At 71.5% G+C, this 20,046-nt stretch carries 23 protein-coding genes; 9 read left to right on the forward strand and 14 right to left on the reverse strand.

What is annotated here, in order from left to right; all coding sequences use genetic code 11:
• Positions 1-86: 86 nt before the first annotated feature.
• Positions 87-677, reverse strand: a complete 591-nt coding sequence (gene rdgB, locus MF672_RS48710) for an RdgB/HAM1 family non-canonical purine NTP pyrophosphatase (RefSeq protein WP_242373206.1) — start codon at positions 675-677, stop codon at positions 87-89.
• On the reverse strand, positions 674-1,393 hold the full coding sequence (gene rph, locus MF672_RS48715) for a ribonuclease PH (protein ID WP_242373204.1): 720 nt from the start codon (positions 1,391-1,393) through the stop codon (positions 674-676). The genes rdgB and rph overlap by 4 nt, the downstream gene beginning before the upstream one ends.
• 68 nt (positions 1,394-1,461) lie before the next feature.
• Here rph and MF672_RS48720 point away from each other — a divergent pair, with 68 nt between their 5' ends.
• Entirely contained in the window at positions 1,462-2,709 is a 1,248-nt protein-coding gene (locus tag MF672_RS48720; protein WP_242373202.1) for an MFS transporter, read from the forward strand.
• On the opposite strand, the gene MF672_RS48725 is transcribed toward MF672_RS48720, so the two are convergent.
• The 3 genes from MF672_RS48725 to MF672_RS48735 all read right to left on the reverse strand — a co-directional run bounded on the left by MF672_RS48725 (position 2,694) and on the right by MF672_RS48735 (position 5,247).
• Positions 2,694-3,446 (reverse strand): MBL fold metallo-hydrolase, encoded by a 753-nt coding sequence (locus MF672_RS48725; RefSeq protein ID WP_242373201.1) that lies wholly within the window; start codon positions 3,444-3,446, stop codon positions 2,694-2,696. The two genes, MF672_RS48720 and MF672_RS48725, sit on opposite strands and share 16 nt — an antisense overlap.
• A complete protein-coding gene (gene murI / locus MF672_RS48730; protein WP_242373199.1) occupies positions 3,443-4,342 on the reverse strand; it encodes a glutamate racemase in 900 nt (299 codons plus the stop codon). Before murI ends, MF672_RS48725 begins: the two co-directional genes overlap by 4 nt.
• Before the next feature lie 113 nt (positions 4,343-4,455).
• Positions 4,456-5,247, reverse strand: a complete 792-nt coding sequence (locus MF672_RS48735) for a thioesterase family protein (RefSeq protein WP_242373197.1) — start codon at positions 5,245-5,247, stop codon at positions 4,456-4,458.
• Positions 5,248-5,360: 113 nt separating this feature from the next.
• Between MF672_RS48735 and MF672_RS48740 the strand changes: the two genes are divergently transcribed.
• The gene (locus tag MF672_RS48740; protein WP_242373195.1) at positions 5,361-5,687 is read left to right on the forward strand and encodes a hypothetical protein; all 327 of its coding nucleotides are present in this window, start codon (positions 5,361-5,363) and stop codon (positions 5,685-5,687) included.
• 87 nt (positions 5,688-5,774) lie between these two features.
• Positions 5,775-7,601 carry a DUF3352 domain-containing protein gene (locus tag MF672_RS48745; RefSeq protein WP_242373309.1) on the forward strand — a complete coding sequence of 609 codons (1,827 nt, stop codon included), beginning with the start codon at positions 5,775-5,777 and terminating at the stop codon, positions 7,599-7,601.
• 65 nt (positions 7,602-7,666) lie between these two features.
• On the opposite strand, the gene MF672_RS48750 is transcribed toward MF672_RS48745, so the two are convergent.
• From MF672_RS48750 to clpS, 5 genes are all read right to left on the reverse strand, one after another.
• On the reverse strand, positions 7,667-8,614 hold the full coding sequence (locus tag MF672_RS48750; protein WP_242373193.1) for a PLP-dependent cysteine synthase family protein: 948 nt from the start codon (positions 8,612-8,614) through the stop codon (positions 7,667-7,669).
• 1 nt (position 8,615) lies between these two features.
• Positions 8,616-8,891, reverse strand: a complete 276-nt coding sequence (locus MF672_RS48755; protein ID WP_242373191.1) for a MoaD/ThiS family protein — start codon at positions 8,889-8,891, stop codon at positions 8,616-8,618.
• A gap of 147 nt (positions 8,892-9,038) precedes the next feature.
• Positions 9,039-9,440, reverse strand: a complete 402-nt coding sequence (locus tag MF672_RS48760; RefSeq protein WP_242373189.1) for a M67 family metallopeptidase — start codon at positions 9,438-9,440, stop codon at positions 9,039-9,041.
• A gap of 10 nt (positions 9,441-9,450) precedes the next feature.
• Positions 9,451-9,975: a DUF2017 domain-containing protein gene (locus tag MF672_RS48765; RefSeq protein ID WP_242373187.1), complete on the reverse strand. Its 525-nt coding sequence runs from the start codon at positions 9,973-9,975 to the stop codon at positions 9,451-9,453.
• A 37-nt stretch (positions 9,976-10,012) separates the two neighbouring features.
• Entirely contained in the window at positions 10,013-10,306 is a 294-nt protein-coding gene (gene clpS / locus MF672_RS48770; protein ID WP_026215058.1) for an ATP-dependent Clp protease adapter ClpS, read from the reverse strand.
• Positions 10,307-10,352: 46 nt separating this feature from the next.
• On the opposite strand from clpS, the gene MF672_RS48775 reads away from it, so the two are divergent.
• The 3 genes from MF672_RS48775 to MF672_RS48785 all read left to right on the forward strand — a co-directional run bounded on the left by MF672_RS48775 (position 10,353) and on the right by MF672_RS48785 (position 12,923).
• Complete coding sequence (locus MF672_RS48775; RefSeq protein WP_407654824.1) at positions 10,353-11,636, forward strand: nicotinate phosphoribosyltransferase; 1,284 nt, start codon at positions 10,353-10,355, stop codon at positions 11,634-11,636.
• A gap of 14 nt (positions 11,637-11,650) precedes the next feature.
• Positions 11,651-12,220: an isochorismatase family protein gene (locus MF672_RS48780; RefSeq protein ID WP_242373184.1), complete on the forward strand. Its 570-nt coding sequence runs from the start codon at positions 11,651-11,653 to the stop codon at positions 12,218-12,220.
• A 130-nt stretch (positions 12,221-12,350) separates the two neighbouring features.
• Entirely contained in the window at positions 12,351-12,923 is a 573-nt protein-coding gene (locus MF672_RS48785) for a hypothetical protein (protein WP_242373182.1), read from the forward strand.
• 10 nt (positions 12,924-12,933) lie between these two features.
• Here the strand turns inward: MF672_RS48785 and MF672_RS48790 are convergent, their stop codons facing one another.
• Positions 12,934-13,311, reverse strand: coding sequence for an STAS domain-containing protein (locus MF672_RS48790; RefSeq protein WP_242373180.1), 378 nt, complete (start codon positions 13,309-13,311; stop codon positions 12,934-12,936).
• A 174-nt stretch (positions 13,312-13,485) separates the two neighbouring features.
• A complete protein-coding gene (locus MF672_RS48795) occupies positions 13,486-13,632 on the reverse strand; it encodes a hypothetical protein (RefSeq protein WP_247815806.1) in 147 nt (48 codons plus the stop codon).
• A 410-nt stretch (positions 13,633-14,042) separates the two neighbouring features.
• Here MF672_RS48795 and MF672_RS48800 point away from each other — a divergent pair, with 410 nt between their 5' ends.
• The 3 genes from MF672_RS48800 to MF672_RS48810 are packed head-to-tail and all read left to right on the forward strand — an operon-like array spanning position 14,043 to position 16,824.
• Positions 14,043-15,134: a helix-turn-helix domain-containing protein gene (locus MF672_RS48800; RefSeq protein ID WP_242373175.1), complete on the forward strand. Its 1,092-nt coding sequence runs from the start codon at positions 14,043-14,045 to the stop codon at positions 15,132-15,134.
• On the forward strand, positions 15,124-16,269 hold the full coding sequence (locus MF672_RS48805; RefSeq protein WP_242373174.1) for a hypothetical protein: 1,146 nt from the start codon (positions 15,124-15,126) through the stop codon (positions 16,267-16,269). Before MF672_RS48800 ends, MF672_RS48805 begins: the two co-directional genes overlap by 11 nt.
• A gap of 45 nt (positions 16,270-16,314) precedes the next feature.
• Complete coding sequence (locus tag MF672_RS48810) at positions 16,315-16,824, forward strand: GNAT family N-acetyltransferase (RefSeq protein WP_242373172.1); 510 nt, start codon at positions 16,315-16,317, stop codon at positions 16,822-16,824.
• Positions 16,825-16,878: 54 nt separating this feature from the next.
• Here the strand turns inward: MF672_RS48810 and MF672_RS48815 are convergent, their stop codons facing one another.
• Together MF672_RS48815 and MF672_RS48820 are read right to left on the reverse strand one after the other, a co-directional pair.
• Positions 16,879-18,630 carry a DEAD/DEAH box helicase gene (locus MF672_RS48815; protein WP_242373170.1) on the reverse strand — a complete coding sequence of 584 codons (1,752 nt, stop codon included), beginning with the start codon at positions 18,628-18,630 and terminating at the stop codon, positions 16,879-16,881.
• 124 nt (positions 18,631-18,754) lie between these two features.
• Positions 18,755-19,993: a hypothetical protein gene (locus MF672_RS48820; protein WP_242373168.1), complete on the reverse strand. Its 1,239-nt coding sequence runs from the start codon at positions 19,991-19,993 to the stop codon at positions 18,755-18,757.
• Positions 19,994-20,046 lie beyond the last annotated feature (53 nt).

Consider the following 20,046-nt stretch of genomic DNA (forward strand, 5'->3'; position numbering starts at 1 on the left):
CCGTCTGGGCCGTCACATTCCTCTGCACACTGCCGACGCTACGCCCCTCCGCACCACCGGGTTCTTACGCGGTGGTTACGGGCGGCTCAGGACGCCAGCAGCTCGCGGACCAGCGGCGCGAGGGCGCGGAAGGCGCGGCCCCGGTGGCTGATCGCGTCCTTCTCCTCGGGCGTCAGCTCGGCCGTGGTGCGCCGCTCGCCCTCGGGCACGAAGATCGGGTCGTAGCCGAAGCCGCCCGTGCCGCGCGGCGTGGTGACCAGGTGGCCCGGCAGGTCGCCCTCGACCACGCGCTGCTCCCCGGACGGCAGCGCCAGCGCGGCCACGCAGGCGAAGTGGGCGCTCAGCCGGTCGGCGGGCACGTCGGAGACCTGCGCGAGCAGCAGGTCGAGGTTGGCCTGGTCGTCGCCGTGCCGGCCGGACCAGCGCGCGGAGAAGACCCCCGGCATGCCGTTCAGCACGTCGACGCAGAGGCCGGAGTCGTCGGCGACGGCGGGCAGGCCCGAGCCCTGGGCGACGGCGTGCGCCTTGAGCAGGGCGTTCTCCTCGAACGTGACGCCCGTCTCGGCGATCTCGCCGATGGCGGGGAACTCCTCCAGCCCGACGATGTCGAAGCCGGACAGGATGCGCCGCAGCTCGGCGATCTTCCCCGGGTTGCGCGTGGCCAGCACGATCTTCATGAACCCAGAGCCTCCTGCTGGATGAGCGTGAGCTCCTCGCAGCCGGCCACGGCGAGGTCGAGGAGGCGGTCGAGCACGGCGCGGTCGAACGGGGCGCCCTCGGCGGTGCCCTGCACCTCGACGAAGCTGCCCTCGCCGGTCATGACCACGTTCATGTCGGTCTCGGCGGCGACGTCCTCGGCGTAGCAGAGGTCGAGCATCGGCGTCGAGCCGACCACCCCGACCGAGACGGCCGCGACCGAGCCGATCAGCGGGTCGCCGGGGCACATGCGGCGCTCGCGCATCCACGCGACGGCGTCGGCGAGCGCGACGTAGGCGCCGGTGATCGCGGCGGTGCGGGTGCCGCCGTCGGCCTGCAGCACGTCGCAGTCGAGCAGCACGGAGTTCTCGCCGAGGGCCTTGTAGTCGACGCAGGCGCGCAGCGAGCGGCCGATCAGGCGGGAGATCTCGTGGGTGCGCCCGCCGATCTTGCCGCGCACCGACTCGCGGTCGTTGCGGGTGTTGGTCGCCCGCGGCAGCATGGCGTACTCCGCCGTGACCCAGCCCTGCCCGCTGCCCCTGCGCCAGCGCGGCACGCTGTCCTGGACCGAGGCCGCGCAGAGCACCCGGGTGCCACCGAACTCGACCAGCACGGACCCCTCGGCGTGGGCCAGCCAGTCGCGGGTGATCGTGATGGGACGGAGCTGGTCAGGGTTGCGGCCATCCTGTCGGGACATGCAGATCACCCTATCTCCGCGGCCCGACACTCTTGACCAAATGTGTCCACCACATGGATCCTTACGCAATGACAACGGGGGTGTTGCGCAACCCTGACTTCCTCCGGTTCCTCAGCTCCCATCTCGCCAGCGAACTAGGGGCGAACATCTCCCGGGTGGCGCTTCCGCTGGTGGCCGTGCTGGTGTTGCAAGCCGGGCCGGCCGAGGTCGGCCTGCTCGCGTCGCTGCAGACCGCCGCTTACCTGGTGATCGGCCTGCCCGCGGGGGTGTGGGTCGACCGGATGCGGCGGCGGCGGGTGATGATGGCGGCCGATTTTGCGCGCTTCGTGCTGATCGGCAGCATTCCCGTGGCGGCCGAGCTGGGCGTGCTGAGCATGCCGATGTTGTGCGTGGTGGCGCTGCTCGCGGGCACCGCGCAGGTGTTCAACGACGTGGCGGACCAGACGTACCTGCCGCGGCTGGTGCGCAGCCCGCAGCTCGCCGACGGCAACGCCAAGCTGGAGACGGTGCGCTCGGCGTCGTTCCTGTCCGGGCCCGCCGTCGCGGGCGCGCTGGTGGAGCTGGTCGGGGCGGCGCGCACGATCAGCGCGACCGCGCTCGGCTCGCTGGCCTCGGTGCTCTTCCTCGCCGCCATCAGGACCTCGGACGAGCCGCGCAAGGACGGCGAGCGCCGGCCGCTGCTGCGCGGCATCGGCGAGGGGCTGTCGTACCTGTGGCACGACCGGCTGCTGCGGATGTTCGTGGCGTCGTCCGCGATGGCGAACCTGTCGGTGAGCGGGGTGCTCGGGCTGTCGGTGCTGTTCCTGTCGGACACGGTGCGGCTGGAGCCGGGCGTGCTCGGCGCGCTGCTCACCGCGGGCGGCGTCGGCGGGGTGGTCGGCGGGCTCAGCGCGGGCCGGCTGGCGCGCCGCTTCGGCACGGCCAGGATGACCTGGGCGGCGGCCGTGATCGTGCCGCCGTTCTGCCTGCTGCTGCCCATGACGCAGGCGGACTGGCGGGCCTCGTTCTTCGCGATCACCTCGTTCATGATCTCGTGGGGCGCGACGATGAGCAACGTCGGCCAGCTCACCTACCGCCAGACCATGACCCCCGAGCACATGCTCGGGCGGGTCAACGGCTCGGTGCGCTTCCTGGTGTGGGGCACGATGCCGGTGGGGGCGCTGCTCGGCGGCCTCATCGCGGCGCAGCTCGGCGTGCGGCAGGCGCTGTGGATCCTGCTGACGGGCCGGGCGCTGGCGTTCGTGCCGCTGCTGTTCTCGCCGCTGCCGCGGATGCGGGAGTTCGACGAGGCCGGCCGGGTTCAGGCCAGGTCGTAGACGGCGCCGCTGCGGGCCAGCTCGATCGGGCCGCCGTAGCCGCCGTCGGCGGCGTCGCCGAGCACGGCGGCCTGGTCGTTCCAGGGGACGAGGTGGGTCAGCACGAGCCGGCCGACGTCGGCCTTGGCGGCGTGCTCGGCGGCCTGGCGGCCGGTCATGTGCAGGCCCTCGGGCAGGCCGGGGCGCTCGACGAACGACGCCTCGCACAGCAGCAGGTCGGCCCCGCCGGCCAGCTTGACCAGCTCCTCGCACTCGCCGGTGTCGCCGGAGTACGCCACGGCCCGGCCGCCCGCGGCGACGCGGAAGCCGTACGCCTCGACCGGGTGGTTGACCAGCCCGGCGGTGAGGACGAACGGGCCGATCTCGAAGCAGCCGGGCTCCAGCGGCACGAAGTCGAAGGCGGTCTCCAGGCCGGGCTCGTCCGGCATGCCGTAGGCGGCCGCCAGCCGGGACGGGGCGTCGGCGGGCGCGTGGACGGGGATCGCCGGGTAGGGGGCCTCCGGCCCGTAGGTGCGGGCGACGTGGTAGCCGCAGAGGTCGAGGCAGTGGTCGGCGTGCAGGTGGGACAGGCAGATGGCGTCCACGTCGTACAGCCCGACGTGGCGCTGGAGCGCGCCGAGCGCTCCGCTGCCGAGGTCGAGCAGCAGCCTGAACCCGTCGGCTTCGAGCAGGTAGCAGGACGCGGGGCTGTCGGGCCCGGGGTAGCTCCCCGAGCAGCCGACGACGGTCACCTTCATGTGGGCTCCTTCTCGTTGCGACGCGCGGCGTCGCGGCTCGGCCGCCCGAACCCGGAGAGCAGGCCGTACGCCGGGGTCGAGTGGCCGTTAAAGGTGGTACCCCCCACAGGTGCGACTTCGACCGCGTCGATCTCGGGCCCCAGGAAGCGCCGCCCGAGCCGGGCGAAGAGCTTGGAGTCGCCGGTGGCGAGGAAGCGGTGCCGGGGGGTGGCCCCTCCTCCTGACGCCAGGTCGCGGTCGTGCAGGATCCGGTAGACGTCCTTGGCCGTCTCGTCGGCGCTGGAGACCAGCGTGACCTCCTCGCCGGCGACGTACGAGATCGCGCCGGCGAGCAGCGGATAGTGGGTGCAGCCGAGGATGAGAGTGTCGCACCCGGCGGCCCTGACGGGCTCCAGGTAGTCGCGCACGACCTCGATGAGCTCGCCGCTCATCGTCTCTCCTCGTTCGACGTACTCCACCAGGCGTGGGGCGGCCACGCCGGTGAGCTGCACGTCGGGAGCCGCGGTGAAGGCGTCGTGATAGGCCATGGACTCGATGGTGGCCCTGGTGGCGATCACGCCGACCCTGCCGTTGCGGGTCGCGCGCACGGCGCGCCTGGTGGCGGGCTGGATCACCTCGACGACCGGCACGTCGTAGCGCTCGCGGGCGTCGCGCAGCACGGCGGCGCTGGCGCTGTTGCACGCGATCACCAGCATCTTGACGCCGAACTCGACGAGGTGGTCCATCACCTCCAGGGCGCAGGCGCGGACCTCGGGGATGGACTTCGGCCCGTACGGCTGCCGGGCCGTGTCGGCCACGTAGGTGATGGACTCGTGAGGAAGCTGATCGATGATCGCCCTGGCGACCGTCAGTCCGCCGACCCCGCTGTCGAAGATCCCAATACTCGTGTCCGGCACGCTTCAGAGCGTAGGCGACCAGGGCGATCAACACTGCGTAAGAATGCTCACATGTGCGACGCGTGAGCATGATGCGGTGTCGTCTTGGTCACACCGCTACCGTGCGCTGCCGCTCAGCCACGTCCCACGCGGGCGAGCTGACGGGACTGCGCGACCAGCCGGCCGGTGGAGTCGCGCACCTCGACCTCCTCGTCGAACCAGCCGTCGGAGATCATCCGGCCGCTGCCGAGCAGGGTGAGCCAGCCGGGGGCGGGCAGGGCGCGGAGATGCCAGGTGAGGTCCACGGTGGGGGCCCAGCCGCGCGCCCCGGCCGAGAAGACCACGGGCGGGAGGGCGTCCACGGCGAGGGCCAGCACGTACGCGTCCGGGTCCTGCGGCTCGGCCATGCGGAAGTAGGCCCGCGACTCGGGCCGGCCGGTGGGCTCGCCCTTGAGCCAGCCGATGGTGGGCGGGTCGAAGCGCAGCTCCATCTGGGCGTTCAGCGTCATGCCCGACTCGGGCTTGGGGTCGGGCAGCCGCAGGCACTCCTCGACCGGCGGCATGGGGTGGACCTCGTCGTCCTGGTAGTCGGGGGTCACGTCGGTCAGCGTGGCGGCGGTGACCAGGCACTCGATCTTGGCCACGCCGTCCTGCACGAGGGTGGCGCGGGCGAACGCGGCCGTCCGGCCGGCCTTCAGCGGCTCGACCCTGACCTGCGCGGGCCCGGGCACGGGGGCCTTGAGGAACTGCGCCGTGGTGCTCACCGGGTGCTCGAACGGCGAGGCGTCCACCGCCGCGCGCAGGACCACGGCCATGAGGTAACCGCCGTTCAGCGGGCCGCCGATCGAGTAACCGGGGTCGAGGCACACGTCGTACGTGGTGTCGTCGACCTTGATCGCCTGCGTGGCCTCGTCGAACTTCGTCATCCGCCCTACCCCATCAAGTCTGGAACTATGTTCTAGTCGCCCCCATACTCTACGGCATCCCCTCATCAGCGCGCCTACCTGCGGAAACGTGATCGGAATGAGACAGTCCGATCATGGCAACTGTTACCGAACTCATTGGCCAGTCCGTCTGGGACGCCAACGGGGTGTGGGTCGGTCACGTGGTCGACATCCGGGTCGTCCGGCACAAGGGCGAGCTCCAGCAGAGCCACACCGTCTACGGCCTGGTGGTCTCGCAGCGCCGGGCGCCGCTCCTGCTGGGGCTGACCCGCGAGCGCGAGGGACGGGCGCCCTGGATGTCGAAGGCGCTGGCGCGGGTGGTGTACGCCGGCTGCACGTTCGTGCCGTGGGCGGACGTCGCCGACCACGCCGGCGGGGAGGTGCACATCAGCGTGCTCAAAGGCCAGCTCGAACGCTCCTGAGTGCGGGCTTCAGCGTTCTGCAAGCGCCCGATAAGCCGTAGGCACTACGTTCTGGTGTGGCCAGAAGTCCACATTGTGAGTGAAGTGATGTCTGCGAATAATCCCCCCTACGGTGCGGGTCAGGACCCTGACCGCACTCAGGCGTACAACTGGAACCAGGGACAGCCGTATCCGCCGCAGCAGTCCTACGGTCAGCCGGGCCAGCAGCCGGGCTACCAGCAGCAGCCGACGCAGCAGCTTCCACAGGGCGGCTGGCAGCAGGACCCCTACGGCCAGCAGCAGTACGGCCAGCAGCCGCAGTACGGCCAGCAGGGCCAGTACGGCGGCCAGCAGCAGCAGGACCCGTACGCCCAGCAGAACCAGTACGGGCAGCAGGGCCAGTACGCCCAGCAGGGCCAGTACGGGCAGCAGGCCGGGTGGCAGCAGGAGCAGCAGGGCTGGCAGCAGGAGCACGGCTGGCAGCAGCAGCCGCCCGCGCAGCCCCCGAAGAAGGGCCGCAAGGGCTGGCTCGTCGCCGGCGCCGCGGCCCTCGCCGTGGTGCTGCTCGGCGGCGGCGCGGTGTGGGCCGTCGGCACGCTGGGCGGCGGCGGCACGCAGCCGGCCGAGGTGCTGCCCGCGAACGCGATCGCCTACGCCCGCCTCGACCTGGACCCGGCCGCGAACCAGAAGCTGGCGCTGTTCCAGCTCGCGAGGAAGTTCACGGTCACCAAGGACGCCTTCACCGGCGAGGACCCGCGCAAGGCGCTGTTCGACACGCTGAACGAGGACTCCGACCGCAAGCTCGACTTCGCCAAGGACGTGGACCCCTGGCTCGGCAGCAGGATCGGCTTCGCCGCCGTCCCCTCCGGCAAGGAGGAGCCCGACTTCGCGGTGGCGGTCCAGGTCAAGGACCAGGCGCAGGCCAAGGCCGGCATCGCCAAGCTGATGGAGGGCGACAAGTACGGCATCGCCTTCCGCGACGACTACGCCCTGCTGACGCCGAACCAGTCGCTGGCCGACAAGTACGCCGCCGCCGACGGCAGCCTGGCCGACAACGCCGAGTTCGGCGACGACATGGACGCCGTCGGCGAGCAGGGCGTGCTGTCGTTCTGGGCCGACATGGGCGGCCTGGCCGACCTGGCCAAGAACGCGATCACGGCCGACCAGCAGGCGGCGGTGGCGCAGATCAAGGACGCCCGCTTCGCCGGGGCGCTGCGGTTCGACGGCTCCTACGTCGAGCTCGCCGGCACCGTGCGGGGGGCCAAGGGCATGGCGGAGGGCGACCTGCCGAAGGCCGACCTGAGCACGCTGCCCGCCTCGACGGCCGGCGCCCTGTCGGTCTCCGGCCTCGACCAGGTCGTCACCAAGCAGTGGGCGGAGATCGAGAAGCAGGCCGGCGCGAGCGGCTCCGCGGAGATCAAGCAGCTCATCGACCAGGCCAAGAGCCAGTACGGCCTGAACCTGCCCGGCGACCTCGCCACCGTGCTCGGCAAGAACCTCACGGTCGCGGTCGACTCCGAGGGCCTGGACTCCGACCAGATCAAGGCCGGCCTCCGCGTGGCGACCGACCCGGCGGCGGCGCAGGCCGTCCTGGACAAGGTGCAGAAGGCGATGACCGCGAGCGGCCAGCCCGCGCCGCAGCTCGCCAAGGTCTCGGGCGACGGCGTCTACACGGTCGCGACCAGCGACGACTACGCCAAGAAGCTGGCCGGGGAGGGCACGCTCGGCGAGTCGGAGACGTTCAGGACGGCGATCCCGGACGCCGGCGAGGCCGCCTACGCCCTCTACGTGGACCTGGACAAGGTGGAGAACCTCTACCTCGCCGACATGCAGGGCGACGACAAGGCCAACCTCCAGGTGCTGAAGGCCGTGGGCATGAGCGGCAAGGTGACCGACACCGAGGCGACGTTCTCGCTGCGGGTGCTGTTCAACTGAGCCGGCGAGGGGGAGGAGGGCGGCGGCCCTCCTCCCCCTCGTCACGTGCCCTCAGTCACGGGCGCTCAGGCCCAGAGCTGGCCTTCGAGGCGGTCCTCCGCCTCCTCCAGGGTGCCCTCGTAGGCGCCCGTGGACAGGTACTTCCAGCCGCCGTCGGCCACCACGAAGACGACGTCGGCGCGCTCGCCGGCCTGGACCGCCTTCTTCGCCACCCCGAGCGCCGCGTGCAGCGCGGCCCCGGTGGAGACGCCGGCGAAGATGCCCTCGGCGGCCAGCAGCTCGCGGGTGCGGCGCAGGGAGTCGGCCGAGCCGACCGAGAAGCGGGTGGTCAGCACGGACTCGTCGTAGAGCTCGGGGATGAAGCCCTCGTCCACGTTGCGCAGGCCGTACACCAGCTCGCCGTAGCGCGGCTCGGCGGCCACGATCTGCACCTCGGGCACCCGCTCGCGCAGGAAGCGGCCCACGCCCATGAGCGTGCCGGTGGTGCCGAGGCCGGCCACGAAGTGCGTGACGGTGGGCAGGTCGGCGAAGATCTCGGGGCCGGTGGTCTCGTAGTGGGAGCGCCAGTTGGCCGGGTTGCCGTACTGGTAGAGCATCACCCACGACGGGTTCTGGGCGGCGAGCTCCTTGGCCACCCGGACGGCCTCGTTGGAGCCGCCGGCGGCCGGCGAGGAGATGATCTCCGCGCCCCACATGCGCAGGAGCTGGCGGCGTTCCTCGGAGGTGTTCTCCGGCATGACGCAGATCAGCTTGTAGCCCTTGAGCTTGGCCGACATGGCGAGCGAGATGCCGGTGTTGCCGCTGGTCGGCTCCAGGATCGTGCAGCCGGGCGTGAGCAGGCCGTCCTTCTCCGCCTGCTCGACCATCCAGAGCGCGGGACGGTCCTTGATGGAGCCGGTCGGGTTGCGGTCCTCCAGCTTGGCCCACAGCCGCACGTCGGCGGACGGCGACAGCCTCGGCAGGCCGACGAGCGGCGTGCGGCCCACCGAGTCGATCAGCGATTCGAAGCGCATGTCACCCGCCGGCGACGGCGGGGAGCACGGTCACCGTGTCGCCGTCGGACACCGGGGTGCCGAGGCCGCCGAGGAAGCGCACGTCCTCGTCGTTGAGGTAGACGTTGACGAAGCGGCGCAGGCTGCCGCCCTCGTCCACGAGGCGGTCCTTGATCCCGGGGTGGTTGGACTCCAGGTTGCTGATCAGGTCGTTGAGAGTCGCGCCCTCCGCGTCCACGGCCTTCGCGCCGTCGGTGTAGGTGCGGAGAATCGTCGGAATGCGAACCTCGATGGCCATCGCGGTCAGTCTCCTCTTGGGTGGTCAGGTCGTCGTCCCACCGGGCGTCAACGCCCGGGGTGTGGCAGCGGATTCCGGATCAGCGACAGTCGTAGACGACGACGGCCGGAGTGTGCGCGAAGAGGAAGCTCTGCACAGGCCGGACCATCATGGGAGGAACTCTACCTCTTCCTCCGTTACCACCCCATCGAGGATGCGGTAGGAGCGGAACTCCGTCTCGTCCTCCTCGCGGGTGGACACCAGGACGTAGTGCGCGTCCGGCTCGGAGGCGTAGGAGATGTCGGTGCGCGACGGGTACGCCTCGGTCGCGGTGTGGGAATGGTAGATGACGACGGGCGTCTCGTCGCGGTCGTCCATCTCCCGCCAGACCCGCAGCTGCTCCTTGGAGTCGAAGCGGTAGAAGGTGGGCGAGCGCTCGGCGTTCTCCATCGGGACGAACCGCTCGGGCACGCCGTCGCGGCCGGCGATCACCCCGCACGCCTCGTCGGGGTGGTCGGCCCGGGCATGGGCGACGATCTTGTCAGCCAGTTCCTGCGAGATCGACAGCATGGCCCGGAAGTTACCAGAGGGCCCGGACCAGGCTGTCCTGGAGGTAGGTGAGCCAGTCGTAGGTGACGTAGGCCGGGTAGCGGGGGTCGTCCTCGGACATCATCGCGATCTCGTCGTGGACCTCCTCGGTCACCTCCAGCTTGGTGCCGAGCGTGAGCCGGAGGTCGTTGAGCGCCCGCAGCCACGCCTGGGCCTGCTCCGGCGTCAGCTCGAAGCGGCCCGAGGCGGCGGTGTCGTAGACGGTCTGGGCGTCGGCCCGCTTGCCGTCGCGCAGGGTGGCCTCGGTGTAGCGGCGGAACTCCGAGGCGTCCTTCTCGTCCTCGTACGCCGAGGGGAACAGCCGCGCCAGCACCGGGTCGGACGGCGCCTCGCCCCCGCCGATGCCGAGCGCCCGCTCCAGCGGGTCGTCGCTGGTCTCCCCCGGCGAGACCAGGCCGAGCATCATCGACACCAGCGAGCGCAGCAGCGAGACCTCCGCGGCCTCGAAGCGCGCGACCACGTGGCCGCCCTTGCCCGGCGAGAACCCCGAACTCACCCGCACCTCTTCCGGAGCTTCCAGAGCGTCATACGCCCTACTTGACCGAATCCGGCTGGAGCGTCGCCCACAAGCCGTAGGAGTGGAGAATCTGCACATCGCGTTCCATCTCTTCGCGCGTGCCGCTGGACACGACCGCCTTGCCCTTGTGGTGCACGTCCAGCATGAGCTTCTCGGCCTTCTCACGCGTGTAGCCGAAGACCGTTTGGAAGACGTAGGTCACGTACGACATGAGGTTGACCGGGTCGTTCCACACGATGGTTACCCATGGCAGATCGGGCCGGACGTCCGATGACGGACGCTCGACGGCGATTGGAGCGGTGGTACCCACATCCCCGAGTCTGCCCTATCTGGGCCGTAGTCTTCGAGTCGTGACAATGACCATGAGCACTGCGTTGCTCACAGATCACTATGAGCTGACGATGCTGCAGGCGGCCCTGCGCAGCGGTGCGGCGCACCGGCGCGCGGTCTTCGAGGTGTTCGCCAGGCACCTGCCGGGCGGACGCAGGTACGGAGTGGTCGCGGGCGTCGGACGTGTCCTGGACGAGCTCGAACGCTTCCGTTTCGGTGACGAGGAACTCACCTTCCTGCGCGAGCAGCGGGTCGTCGACGAGGCCACTCTGGCGTTTCTGGCCGATTACCGGTTTTCCGGGAACATCTGCGGCTACCGCGAGGGCGACCTCTACTTCCCCGCCTCCCCCATCCTGGTCGTCGAGGGCACGTTCGCCGAGGCCGTGCTGCTGGAGACGGTCATCCTGTCGATACTCAACCACGACTGCGCCATCGCCTCGGCCGCCTCCCGCATGACCAACGCCGCCGGTCAGCGCCCCCTCATCGAGATGGGCTCGCGGCGGACGCACGAGGAGGCGGCCGTGGCCGCCGCCCGCGCCGCCTACATCGCCGGCTTCGCCTCCACCTCCAACCTCATGGCCGGCCACCGCTACGGCGTCCCCACCGCCGGCACCGCGGCCCACGCGTTCACCCTGCTGCACGACACCGAGCGCGACGCGTTCAAGGCCCAGATCGCCTCGCTCGGCCCCTCCACCACCCTGCTCGTCGACACCTACGACGTGGCCGAGGCCGTGCGCACGGCCGTCGAGCTGGCCGGGCCCGAGCTGGGCGCGGTGCGCATCGACTCCGGCGACCTCGCCGCCGCCGCGCAGGAGGTGCGCGAGCAGCTCGACGCGCTCGGCGCGGTCAAGACCCGCATCCTGGTCACCTCCGACCTGGACGAGTACGCCATCGCCGCCCTCGCCGCCGCCCCCGTGGACGGCTACGGCGTCGGCACCTCGCTGGTGACCGGGTCGGGCGTGCCGACGGCGGCGCTGGTGTACAAGCTGGTCGCGCGCGAGACGGCCAACGGCAGGCTGGAGGCCGTGGCCAAACGCTCGGTGGGCAAGCCGTCGCGTGGCGGGCGCAAGGAGGCGTACCGGCTGCTCGACGAGTCGGGACGGGCCGAGACCGAGCTGATCACCACCGGCGGCCTCGCCCCCGAGGGCGGCGTCCCGCTCCTGCACGACCTGGTCCGCGACGGCAAGGTCGTCGGGCGCGAGCCGCTGGCCGAGGCGCGCGAGCGGCACCGGCGGGCGGTCGCCACGCTCCCCCAGGAGGCCCTCCACCTGGGCAGGGGGTACGCGGCGATCCCGACCGAGTTCGCGTGACGTATCGTGCTCCTATGGGCACCGCGTTGATCATCGTCGATGTGCAGAACGACTTCTGCGAGGGTGGCAGCCTCCCCGTGGCCGGCGGCTCGGCGGTGGCGGCGGCGATCACCCACCATGTGGCCGACCACGGCTACGACCACGTGGTGGCCACCCGCGACTACCACGTCTCCCCCGGCGAGCACTTCTCCGGTTCCCCCGACTACGTCTCCACCTGGCCCGCCCACTGCGTGGCGGGCACGCCGGGGGCCGACTTCCACCCCTCGCTCGACGTCGCGGCCGTCGAGGAGGTCTTCAGCAAGGGCGCGTACGCGGCGGCCTACAGCGGCTTCGAGGGCGCCTCGGGCGACGGGGCGCCGATGAGCGACTGGCTGCGCGAGCGCGGCGTCACCGAGGTGGACGTCGTCGGCATCGCCACCGACCACTGCGTGCGCGCCACCGCGCTCGACGCGGTCAAGCACGGCCTGGCCGTGCGCGTGCTCCTCGACCTCACGGCAGGGGTGGCGCCGGCGACCACGCAGGCGGCGCTGGAGGAGCTGAAGCAGGCCGGCGTCACGCTGACCGGCGCCCCTGTCACCGGCTGACCATCCTGGTTCGATCACATACGGTACACGGTGCGCAACGCACCGGTTATGTGATATTCAAGAGGGCGAAGCCTCTCCGGAGCCGGAGTAGTACGGAGAGTGACATGATCCCCTACTCAGAAGGTCTCCCATGCTGGCCCTCTCTCTCGGGGCGGCCTGGCTGCTCCTCGCTCCGCTCAGCCTCTGGCTCCTGGTCAGGGGCCGCGCCGTCGAGCGCGCGGGCGCGCTCGTGACCCTGCTGCTGCTGGAGGGCGGCACGGTCGCGATGGGCCGGCTGACCCCGCACGTCATGCCCGACCACACGGTCGTGGCCCACGACGTGCCGCCCGTCCGGGCGGCCTGCCAGGAGCGCGCCCCCACGCCGCGCTCGGCGAAGCTGGGCCGCAGCCTGGTGCTGACCTGGCCGGCCGGCCGCCACGAGTGCGACACGGCCGAGGTCGCCATGCGCGCCAAGGGCCGGCGGCTGCTGCTCTGGCTGCACACCGAACGCACCGCCGCGGGCGGCCCGCCCCGCACGATGCAGACCCGCGTACGACAGCCGGGCGCGCCTCAGACGCTGTTCACCTTGCCGGTGCACGTCAAGGGCCACACGGCCGCGGTGACGGTGCCGCTGCCGCTGCCCCGTATGCCCGGCCGCGTCCCGGTCGACGGCCGCAGCGGCCACCGCATCCCCCTGGCCGCCACGTCCGCGGCGCCCGCCTAGCAAGGGCCGCTCAGGGAGCTGCGACGGTGAGCCGCAAGGCGTCGTCGAACTGCGCGAACACCTCGAACGCGTGCCGCAGCCCGGTGATCGACAACACCCGCGCCATGACCCCGTGCACCCCGCCGAGCAACAACCGCGTGCCCCGGGCCTCGCACCGCTGCATCACGCCGATGAGCTCGTTCATGCCCATGGAGTCACAGAACTGCACCTCGCCGAGGTCGAGGATGAGGAACGGCTGCGGCGGCAACTCCCACACCGGCCGCAGGTGCTCCCGCAGCACGGACACCGCGTTGACGTCGAGCTCGCCTTCGAGCCGGATGATGACGGCGTTACGGGAGAGGCCTGAAGTGACGCTGAGCGCCGACTTGCGGTAGGCCTCAGATGACATGGGCGGAGTCCTTTGACATCTCAAGACGAGCCAAGTGGAGTTGTTGCCGCTGCACGCGAGCTTCTAACGGAAGGCCACTGCTCTGTGTCCAAATCCGCATGGTTCGCACGCGGCCGCCGGCGCGGGCGGGGCGGACGCGCGCAGCGCCGAGCTGGATGCGCCGCGCGCGCGGGGTCATCCTCCGGGTGCTCTCTCGACGACGAGGTAGGCGAGCAGGAGGACGAGGAGGAACACGGTCAGCACGGTCGTGCCGCCGACCACCACGACGACGCGCCGGTGCCGGGCGGTCCAGCGGATCGAGGCCACCACCAGAGTGATCATTCCCCCGAGGATCAGGAGCGTGAGCGTCTCGGTCGGCGGCGGCGCGATTGCGATGATGTCGTAAAAGACTAATGTGGGCATCGAGGTTCCCTGCGCTGTGTCGGAAGCCTTGTCGCGGCGCCTCCGTCGATGATGGGCTCGTCCTCGGAGGCGGCCGCCTCTTGCTCGGGTGCGGCTCCTATGGGGTCACAGCCGTACGGCGGCAACACCTCCACTCTTATTCAGCGAATTTCAGCGAATTTCAGACGTTCAGTTAATTCGCTGACATTCATCACGTTCCCGTGAAGTGGTCCACGTACGCATGTCCGTCCGGGGCGAATCCAGGGCTACACTGTCTGGCTAACGCGCCGAGCTGCGACTTCATGGCGCGCTTTGCATTAAGTGGAGTTCGCTGAAGTTCGGGACGAACCGTGAACGAATCCGCGTTGGCGCGCCGGCTGCGCGAACTACGCGAGGGCCGCTGGCCCGACGTGCGGATCACCCAGGCTCAGCTCCGTGACGCTTTCGGCATCAGCGTCCCCTTGATCTCCTCCTGGGAGTCCGCCACCGCGCCCAAGATCCCGCCGCTGGCGAGGCTGGAGAAGTACGCCGCCTTCTTCGCCACCCGGCGCTCGATCGCCAACGGCTCGGCCCGCGTGCTCCCGCTGCCGCAGCTCACCGCTGACGAGCACGCCCAGTACCGCATGCTGCTGGACGAGCTCAAGCAGCTCCGCAACGCGGCGTTACGCGTCCAGAGCGGCGGCGTGAGCCCGCGAGGCGGGGCCGCGCCCGGCGAGGACGAGCACCTCGACGGGCCGTGGCACTTCGCTGACGGAGAGCCCATCACGATCATCTGCTCCACGGTGCCGCCCGAGGACCGCGAGAAGATGCCCAGCCACAGCCCCGACTCCGGCGACTACATCGACCTGTACCGGTTCAACGACCTCGACTCGCTCTTCGAGCTGCACGGTCACCTCCGGGCGGCCAACCCGAACAGCCTGGTCACGCTGCGGGCCGCCGAGGACATCGGCTCCGACGACCTCACCACCCACGTGGTGCTGCTCGGCGGAGTGGACTTCAACGAGATCACCAAGGCCATGCTGAACGAGATCGAGATGCCCGTGCAGCAGGTGCCCGACTGGAACGGCGAGAAAGGGCCCTACTTCGAGGTGAGCGACAGCAACGGCGTGCGCCGGCGGCATCACGCCACCGCGGGCGAGCACGATCACCTGCAGGCCGACGTCGCCTTCTTCTACCGGGGCGCGAACCCCTACAACAACCGGCGTACGCTCACCATCTGCAACGGCATTTACGCCAGAGGCGTGTACGGCGCCGTGCGGGCGCTGACCGACGAGCGGTTCCGTGACCGCAATGCCGCCTTCGTCCGCGAGCGATTCGGCGCCGCGAAGGCTTACAGCGTGCTCACCAGCGTGCGCCTCACCGGCGGCGTCGTGGTGACCCCGGACTGGACGGTGGACGCGTTCCGGCTGCACGAATGGCCGGAGCCCGCCGATGCGCCCTGATCTCGCGACTCCCGCCCAGCACCACCACGGCTCGCACCGGCACCTGGCCGTCGGGCTGGAGCCCGCCGTACCCGGGCGGGTGGACGCGCTCGTGGTGCCCACCGTCCGCCATCCGCGCTGGCTGGCGCACGCGGGCGCGCTGGCGGGCGCGCTCGGCTGCCCCGTCGTCACCCTGCACAGCGGCAGGTGGAGCGTCCTGCCGACGGCCGGCACGGTGATGCCGGCGGGCACGCGCTACCTGGCGATCGAGATCGGCGACGTCGAGCACCTCAACCTGCCCCGCTTCGAGACCACCCGCCTGCTGGAGGGGACGCTGTTCCAGCGGCGCACGGACCTCGCCCCCAAGCGGAACCTGGGCCTGCTGCTCGCCCGCCTCATGGGCTGGCGGCGGATCATGTTCCTGGACGACGACATCGAGGTCACCAGGCCGGAGGAGATCCGGCGGGCCGCGTCGCTGCTCGACCTCTTCGACGCCGTCGGCATGCGCATCGGCGGGTTCCCCGACAACTCGGTGGTCTGCCACGCGCACCGGGAGGCGGGCGGGCGGCAGGACACGTTCGTCGGCGGCGGCGCCCTGGCGGTGGAGACCAGGCGGGATCCGTCGTTCTTCCCCAACATCTACAACGAGGACTGGTTCTACCTGCTGGACGACAAGGCCCTGCGCAGGCCCGCGCTGGCGGGCGAGGTGCGGCAGCGGCCCTACAACCCCTACGACCGCCCCTCCCGGGCCCGCGACCAGGAGCTCGGCGACGTGCTGGCCGAGGGCATCTACTGGCTCCTCGACGAGGACCGGCCCAAGGACTGGCAGGCCGCGGCCGACGCCGATCACTGGCGCGAGTTCCTCGGCAAGCGCAGGGCTTTCATCGAGGACGTGCTCGCCCGCGTACGCGGCGGAGCGCTGAAGCCGGGAGCCGATCGCCGGGCCATGGAGGAATCGCTGAAAGGCGCCCTGGGCCGGTTGCTCCGCATCGAACCGGAGTTCTGCGTCGCTTACGTCAAAGCGTGGGCGAAGGATCGCGACACCTGGAGGCGGCATCTCGCGGGAGCCCGGAAAGGACTGCACGATCCGCGACAAGCAGTGCGATGGCTTACCAGAAGCGGAGCAAAATCTCTTGAGTACAGTTGCCGCCTGTAAGTGGTCAATGATTCACGAAAGGCCCATACGGGAAATCTGCTGTCCGTGGGGTCACTGGACATCCGCGAGGCGGATCACGCCGATCTCCCGGCGATCACCGAAGCGCTGCGGCAGGAGGCGTATTTCGCCGACCGCCTCGCCCGCCAGGCCGAGGGTCACGGCCGCCTGCTGGTGGCCTGGCAGGACGGCCGGGTGGTCGGGAACGTCTACCTCTGGCTGGCCCCGGCCGAGGAGGCCAGGCTGCGCGAGCTCCTGCCGCGCGTGCCGCTGCTCACCCACCTGGAGGTCGTCCCGGAACGCCGTGACCAGGGCATCGGCACCCGCCTGGTGCGGGCGGCCGAGGACCGGCTGCGCGCCCTGGGGCACCGGCGGGTGGCGCTGGGCGTGAACCTCGGCAACGACCGGGCCCACCACCTCTACCGGCGCCTGGGCTATGCGGAGTGGGCCCACGGCGAGCTGGCGACGACCGAGACCGTCTACCACCCCGACGGCAAGCGCGAGTCACGGCCGGAGATCTGCCGCATCCTGGTCAAGAGCCTGGGCCCCGCCGGCTGACCCCGCTACCCGCAGGCGGCGCGAGATGGGCAGCGGTGACGTGAGGACGCGGGGTCAGCGGCGTTGGGTGGCCCAGCGGCGGATCATGGCGATGCGTTCCTGGATCTGCTCGGCCGTCGCCTGCGCGATCGGCGGACCGCCGCAGACGCGGCGCAGCTCGGCGTGGATGACGCCGTGCGGCTGCCCCGTGCGGTGGTTCCAGGCGCCGACCAGGCCGTTGAGCTCGCGCCGCAGCTCGGCGATCTGCTCGTGCGGGGCGAGCGTCTGCTGCGGCTCGGCCGTCGCCTGCTTGCGCTTGGCGGCCTGCTGGTCGGACTGCCGCTTGCGGAGCAGCGTGGCGACCTGGTCGGGCTCCAGCAGGCCGGGCAGGCCGAGGAAGTCCTCCTCCTCGGCGGAGCCGATCTCGGCGCCGGTGCCGAACTCGCCGCCGTCGAAGAGCACCCGGTCGAAGGTGGCCGAGGTCTCCATGGTCTCGAACGGCAGCTCGTCGCCCAGGACGTCGGGGTTGTCCTTCTTGCGGTTGGCCTGCTCCAGCAGGGTGTCGTCGAGCCCGTCCTCCGGCGGCCGCTTGTTGAGCACGTGGTCGCGCTCGACCTCCATCTCGTTGGCCAGCCCCATGAGCATGGGCACCGAGGGGAGGAAGACCGAGGCCGTCTCGCCGCGCTTGCGGGCCCGCACGAACCGGCCGACGGCCTGGGCGAAGAACAGCGGCGTGGAGGTGGAGGTGGCGTAGACGCCGACGCACAGGCGCGGGATGTCGACGCCCTCCGAGACCATGCGGACGGCGACCAGCCAGCGGTCGTGCGACGCCGCGAACTGCTTGATCTTCTTCGACGCGCCCGGGTCGTCGGACAGGACCACCGTGGCGCCCTCGCCCGTGATGTTGCGCAGGTGGCGGGCGTAGGCGCGGGCGGTCTCGTGGTCGGTGGCGATGACCAGGCCGCCCGCGTCGGGCACGCCCCTGCGCACCTCGGTGAGGCGTCGGTCGGCGGCCTGCATGACCTGGCGGATCCAGTCGCCCTTGGGGTCGAGCGCGGCCCGCCACGCCTGGGAGAGCTGGTCCTTGGTGAGCGGGGTGCCGAGGGTGGCGGCCAGCTCGTCGCCGGCCCGGGTGCGCCACTTCATCTCGCCGGAGTAGGCGAGGAAGATGACCGGGCGCACCACGCCGTCGTCGAGGGCCGGGCCGTAGCCGTAGGAGTAGTCGGCGACGCTGCGCTTGAAGCCCTCGGCGTCCTCCTCGTAGCCCACGAACGGGATCGGGTTGTCGTCGGAGCGGAACGGGGTGCCGGTGAGCTGGAGGCGCCGGGCCGCCGGCTCGAACGCCTCGCGCACGCCGTCGCCCCAGGACTTGGCGTCGCCGGCGTGGTGGATCTCGTCGAAGATGACCAGCGTCTTGCGCGCCTCGGTGCGCGCCCGGTGCAGCGCCGGGTGCATGGCGACCTGCGCGTACGTCACCGCCACGCCGGTGTAGTCGCGCGAGGTGGTGCCCTGGCTGTTCTTGAACTCGGGGTCGATGCCGATGCCGACCCGCCCGGCGGCGTCGGCCCACTGGCGCTTGAGGTGCTCGGTCGGGGTGACGACGGTGACGGCCCTGATCACCCCGCGGGCCAGCAGCTCGCTGGCGATGCGCAGGGCGTAGGTCGTCTTGCCGGCGCCCGGCGTCGCGACGGTGAGGAAGTCACGCGGCTCGCGCCTGAAGTAGAGGTCGAACGCCTCCTGCTGCCAGGCGCGCAGCTTGGGAGCGGTGCCCCACGCGGCCCGGTCCGGGTAGGAAGGCGACAGGTGGGACGCGGCGAAGGTGCTCACCGCATCACCTCTGGGGTTCGTGTGCTTCGCTCTCTCACAGTGACCCAAGAGTAATCGGGCCCACCGACAAGACGTGCCGTGAGCCGTGGATTCTGGCCAAGGTCGTCCTCACGTGCTATGCGGCTTATCGGAGGCTCGTCATCACCGTGTCGAGCGCCTGTCTGCGGGCGTTCTCCTCGGGTTGCAGCAGCCCGAGCAGGAGCACGGCCCGTTCGCCGCGCGTGAGCAGCATCACTCTCAGGAACGCCGGCCGGTTGACCACGTCGCGGTACTCCGCCCGCAGCGCGCGGGTGTGGCCGCCGGGGATCTGCCGGTCCTCGACGACCGCGACCCGGTCGCCCTTGAGCAGCAGCCGGGAGTACAGCTCGGCGGCCTCGGCGGTGGCCTTTCTCGCGTCCGCGACGGGGCCGGGCACCGGGCGGGCCATCACCAGGCTGCCGGCGTCGTCCCTGGCCACGGAGGTGAAACCGGTGACGGGCGGCATGGGCGCCACGTGCCAGCCCTGCGGGAGGGTCGCCGCCACCCCGGCCAGGGCGTCGCTCAGCCGTCCCGGGCCGGGGTCGGGCGCGGTGAGCCGCAGCGCCACGGCGGCGGCGCCCGCGACGAGCCCGCCGCCGGCCAGGAGCGCCGCCAGGACGATCGCCCAGCGCCGCAGGCCGCCCGGGGCGGCCGGGCGTCTGCCCGGGGCGGCGGGGGTGCCGTAGAGGCGGGCGGAGGGCGGGAGCGCGTCCCTCGCCCCGTCCCTGGACGCGGGGCGCGGCATGGGCGGGAACGGGGACGGGGCGGACACCGAGACGGGGAACGAGGACGGCTCGTCGTCGAAGAAGCCGGATCCGGCGTCCAGGGCGGGGCCGGGAAAGGCGTCCGGGCCGGCGAAGGCGCCAGATCCGGGGGCGGGGGCGGGGGCGGGGAAAGCGTCGGGGTCGGCGTCCGGGGGCGGGGTGGCGTCGCGGCCGAGGCCGCGGTCGTAGGGGCGTCGCAGGCTGCGGGCGGAGTCCCGCTCCAGCCCGCGCCGCTGCCCGAGCCGGTCCAGCGGCCCGGGGTCGGGGGGCCCGGGAACGGGGGGCCCGGGGTCGGGGGGTGCGGCCTCGTCCTCGTCGTCGTCGGGGATCGGCCGGCGGGGCACGGCGTCCGCGTACGGCGCCCGCCCCGACCGGGGCCGGGCCTCGCGCGGGGCGGTGCGGCGGATGCGCGGGTTCCAGGGCTCGCCGAGGTCCACGGTCTCCTCCGTGTCCAGGTCGAGCGGGTGCGGCCGCCGGGGATCTGCGGGCTCGGACGCGCGCTCCTCCTGGGCCGGCGGAGGACTGCGGCGATGCCTGGCCCCCGGCGGGCTGGGCGGCCAGACCCGGTGATCACCCTCCATGACACCTCCTCGCCCGCTGTCCTATCACTCATCGCGACGGGCATCAGGCGATC

It is taken from the genome of Actinomadura luzonensis (assembly GCF_022664455.2).
Taxonomy (GTDB): domain Bacteria; phylum Actinomycetota; class Actinomycetes; order Streptosporangiales; family Streptosporangiaceae; genus Nonomuraea; species Nonomuraea luzonensis.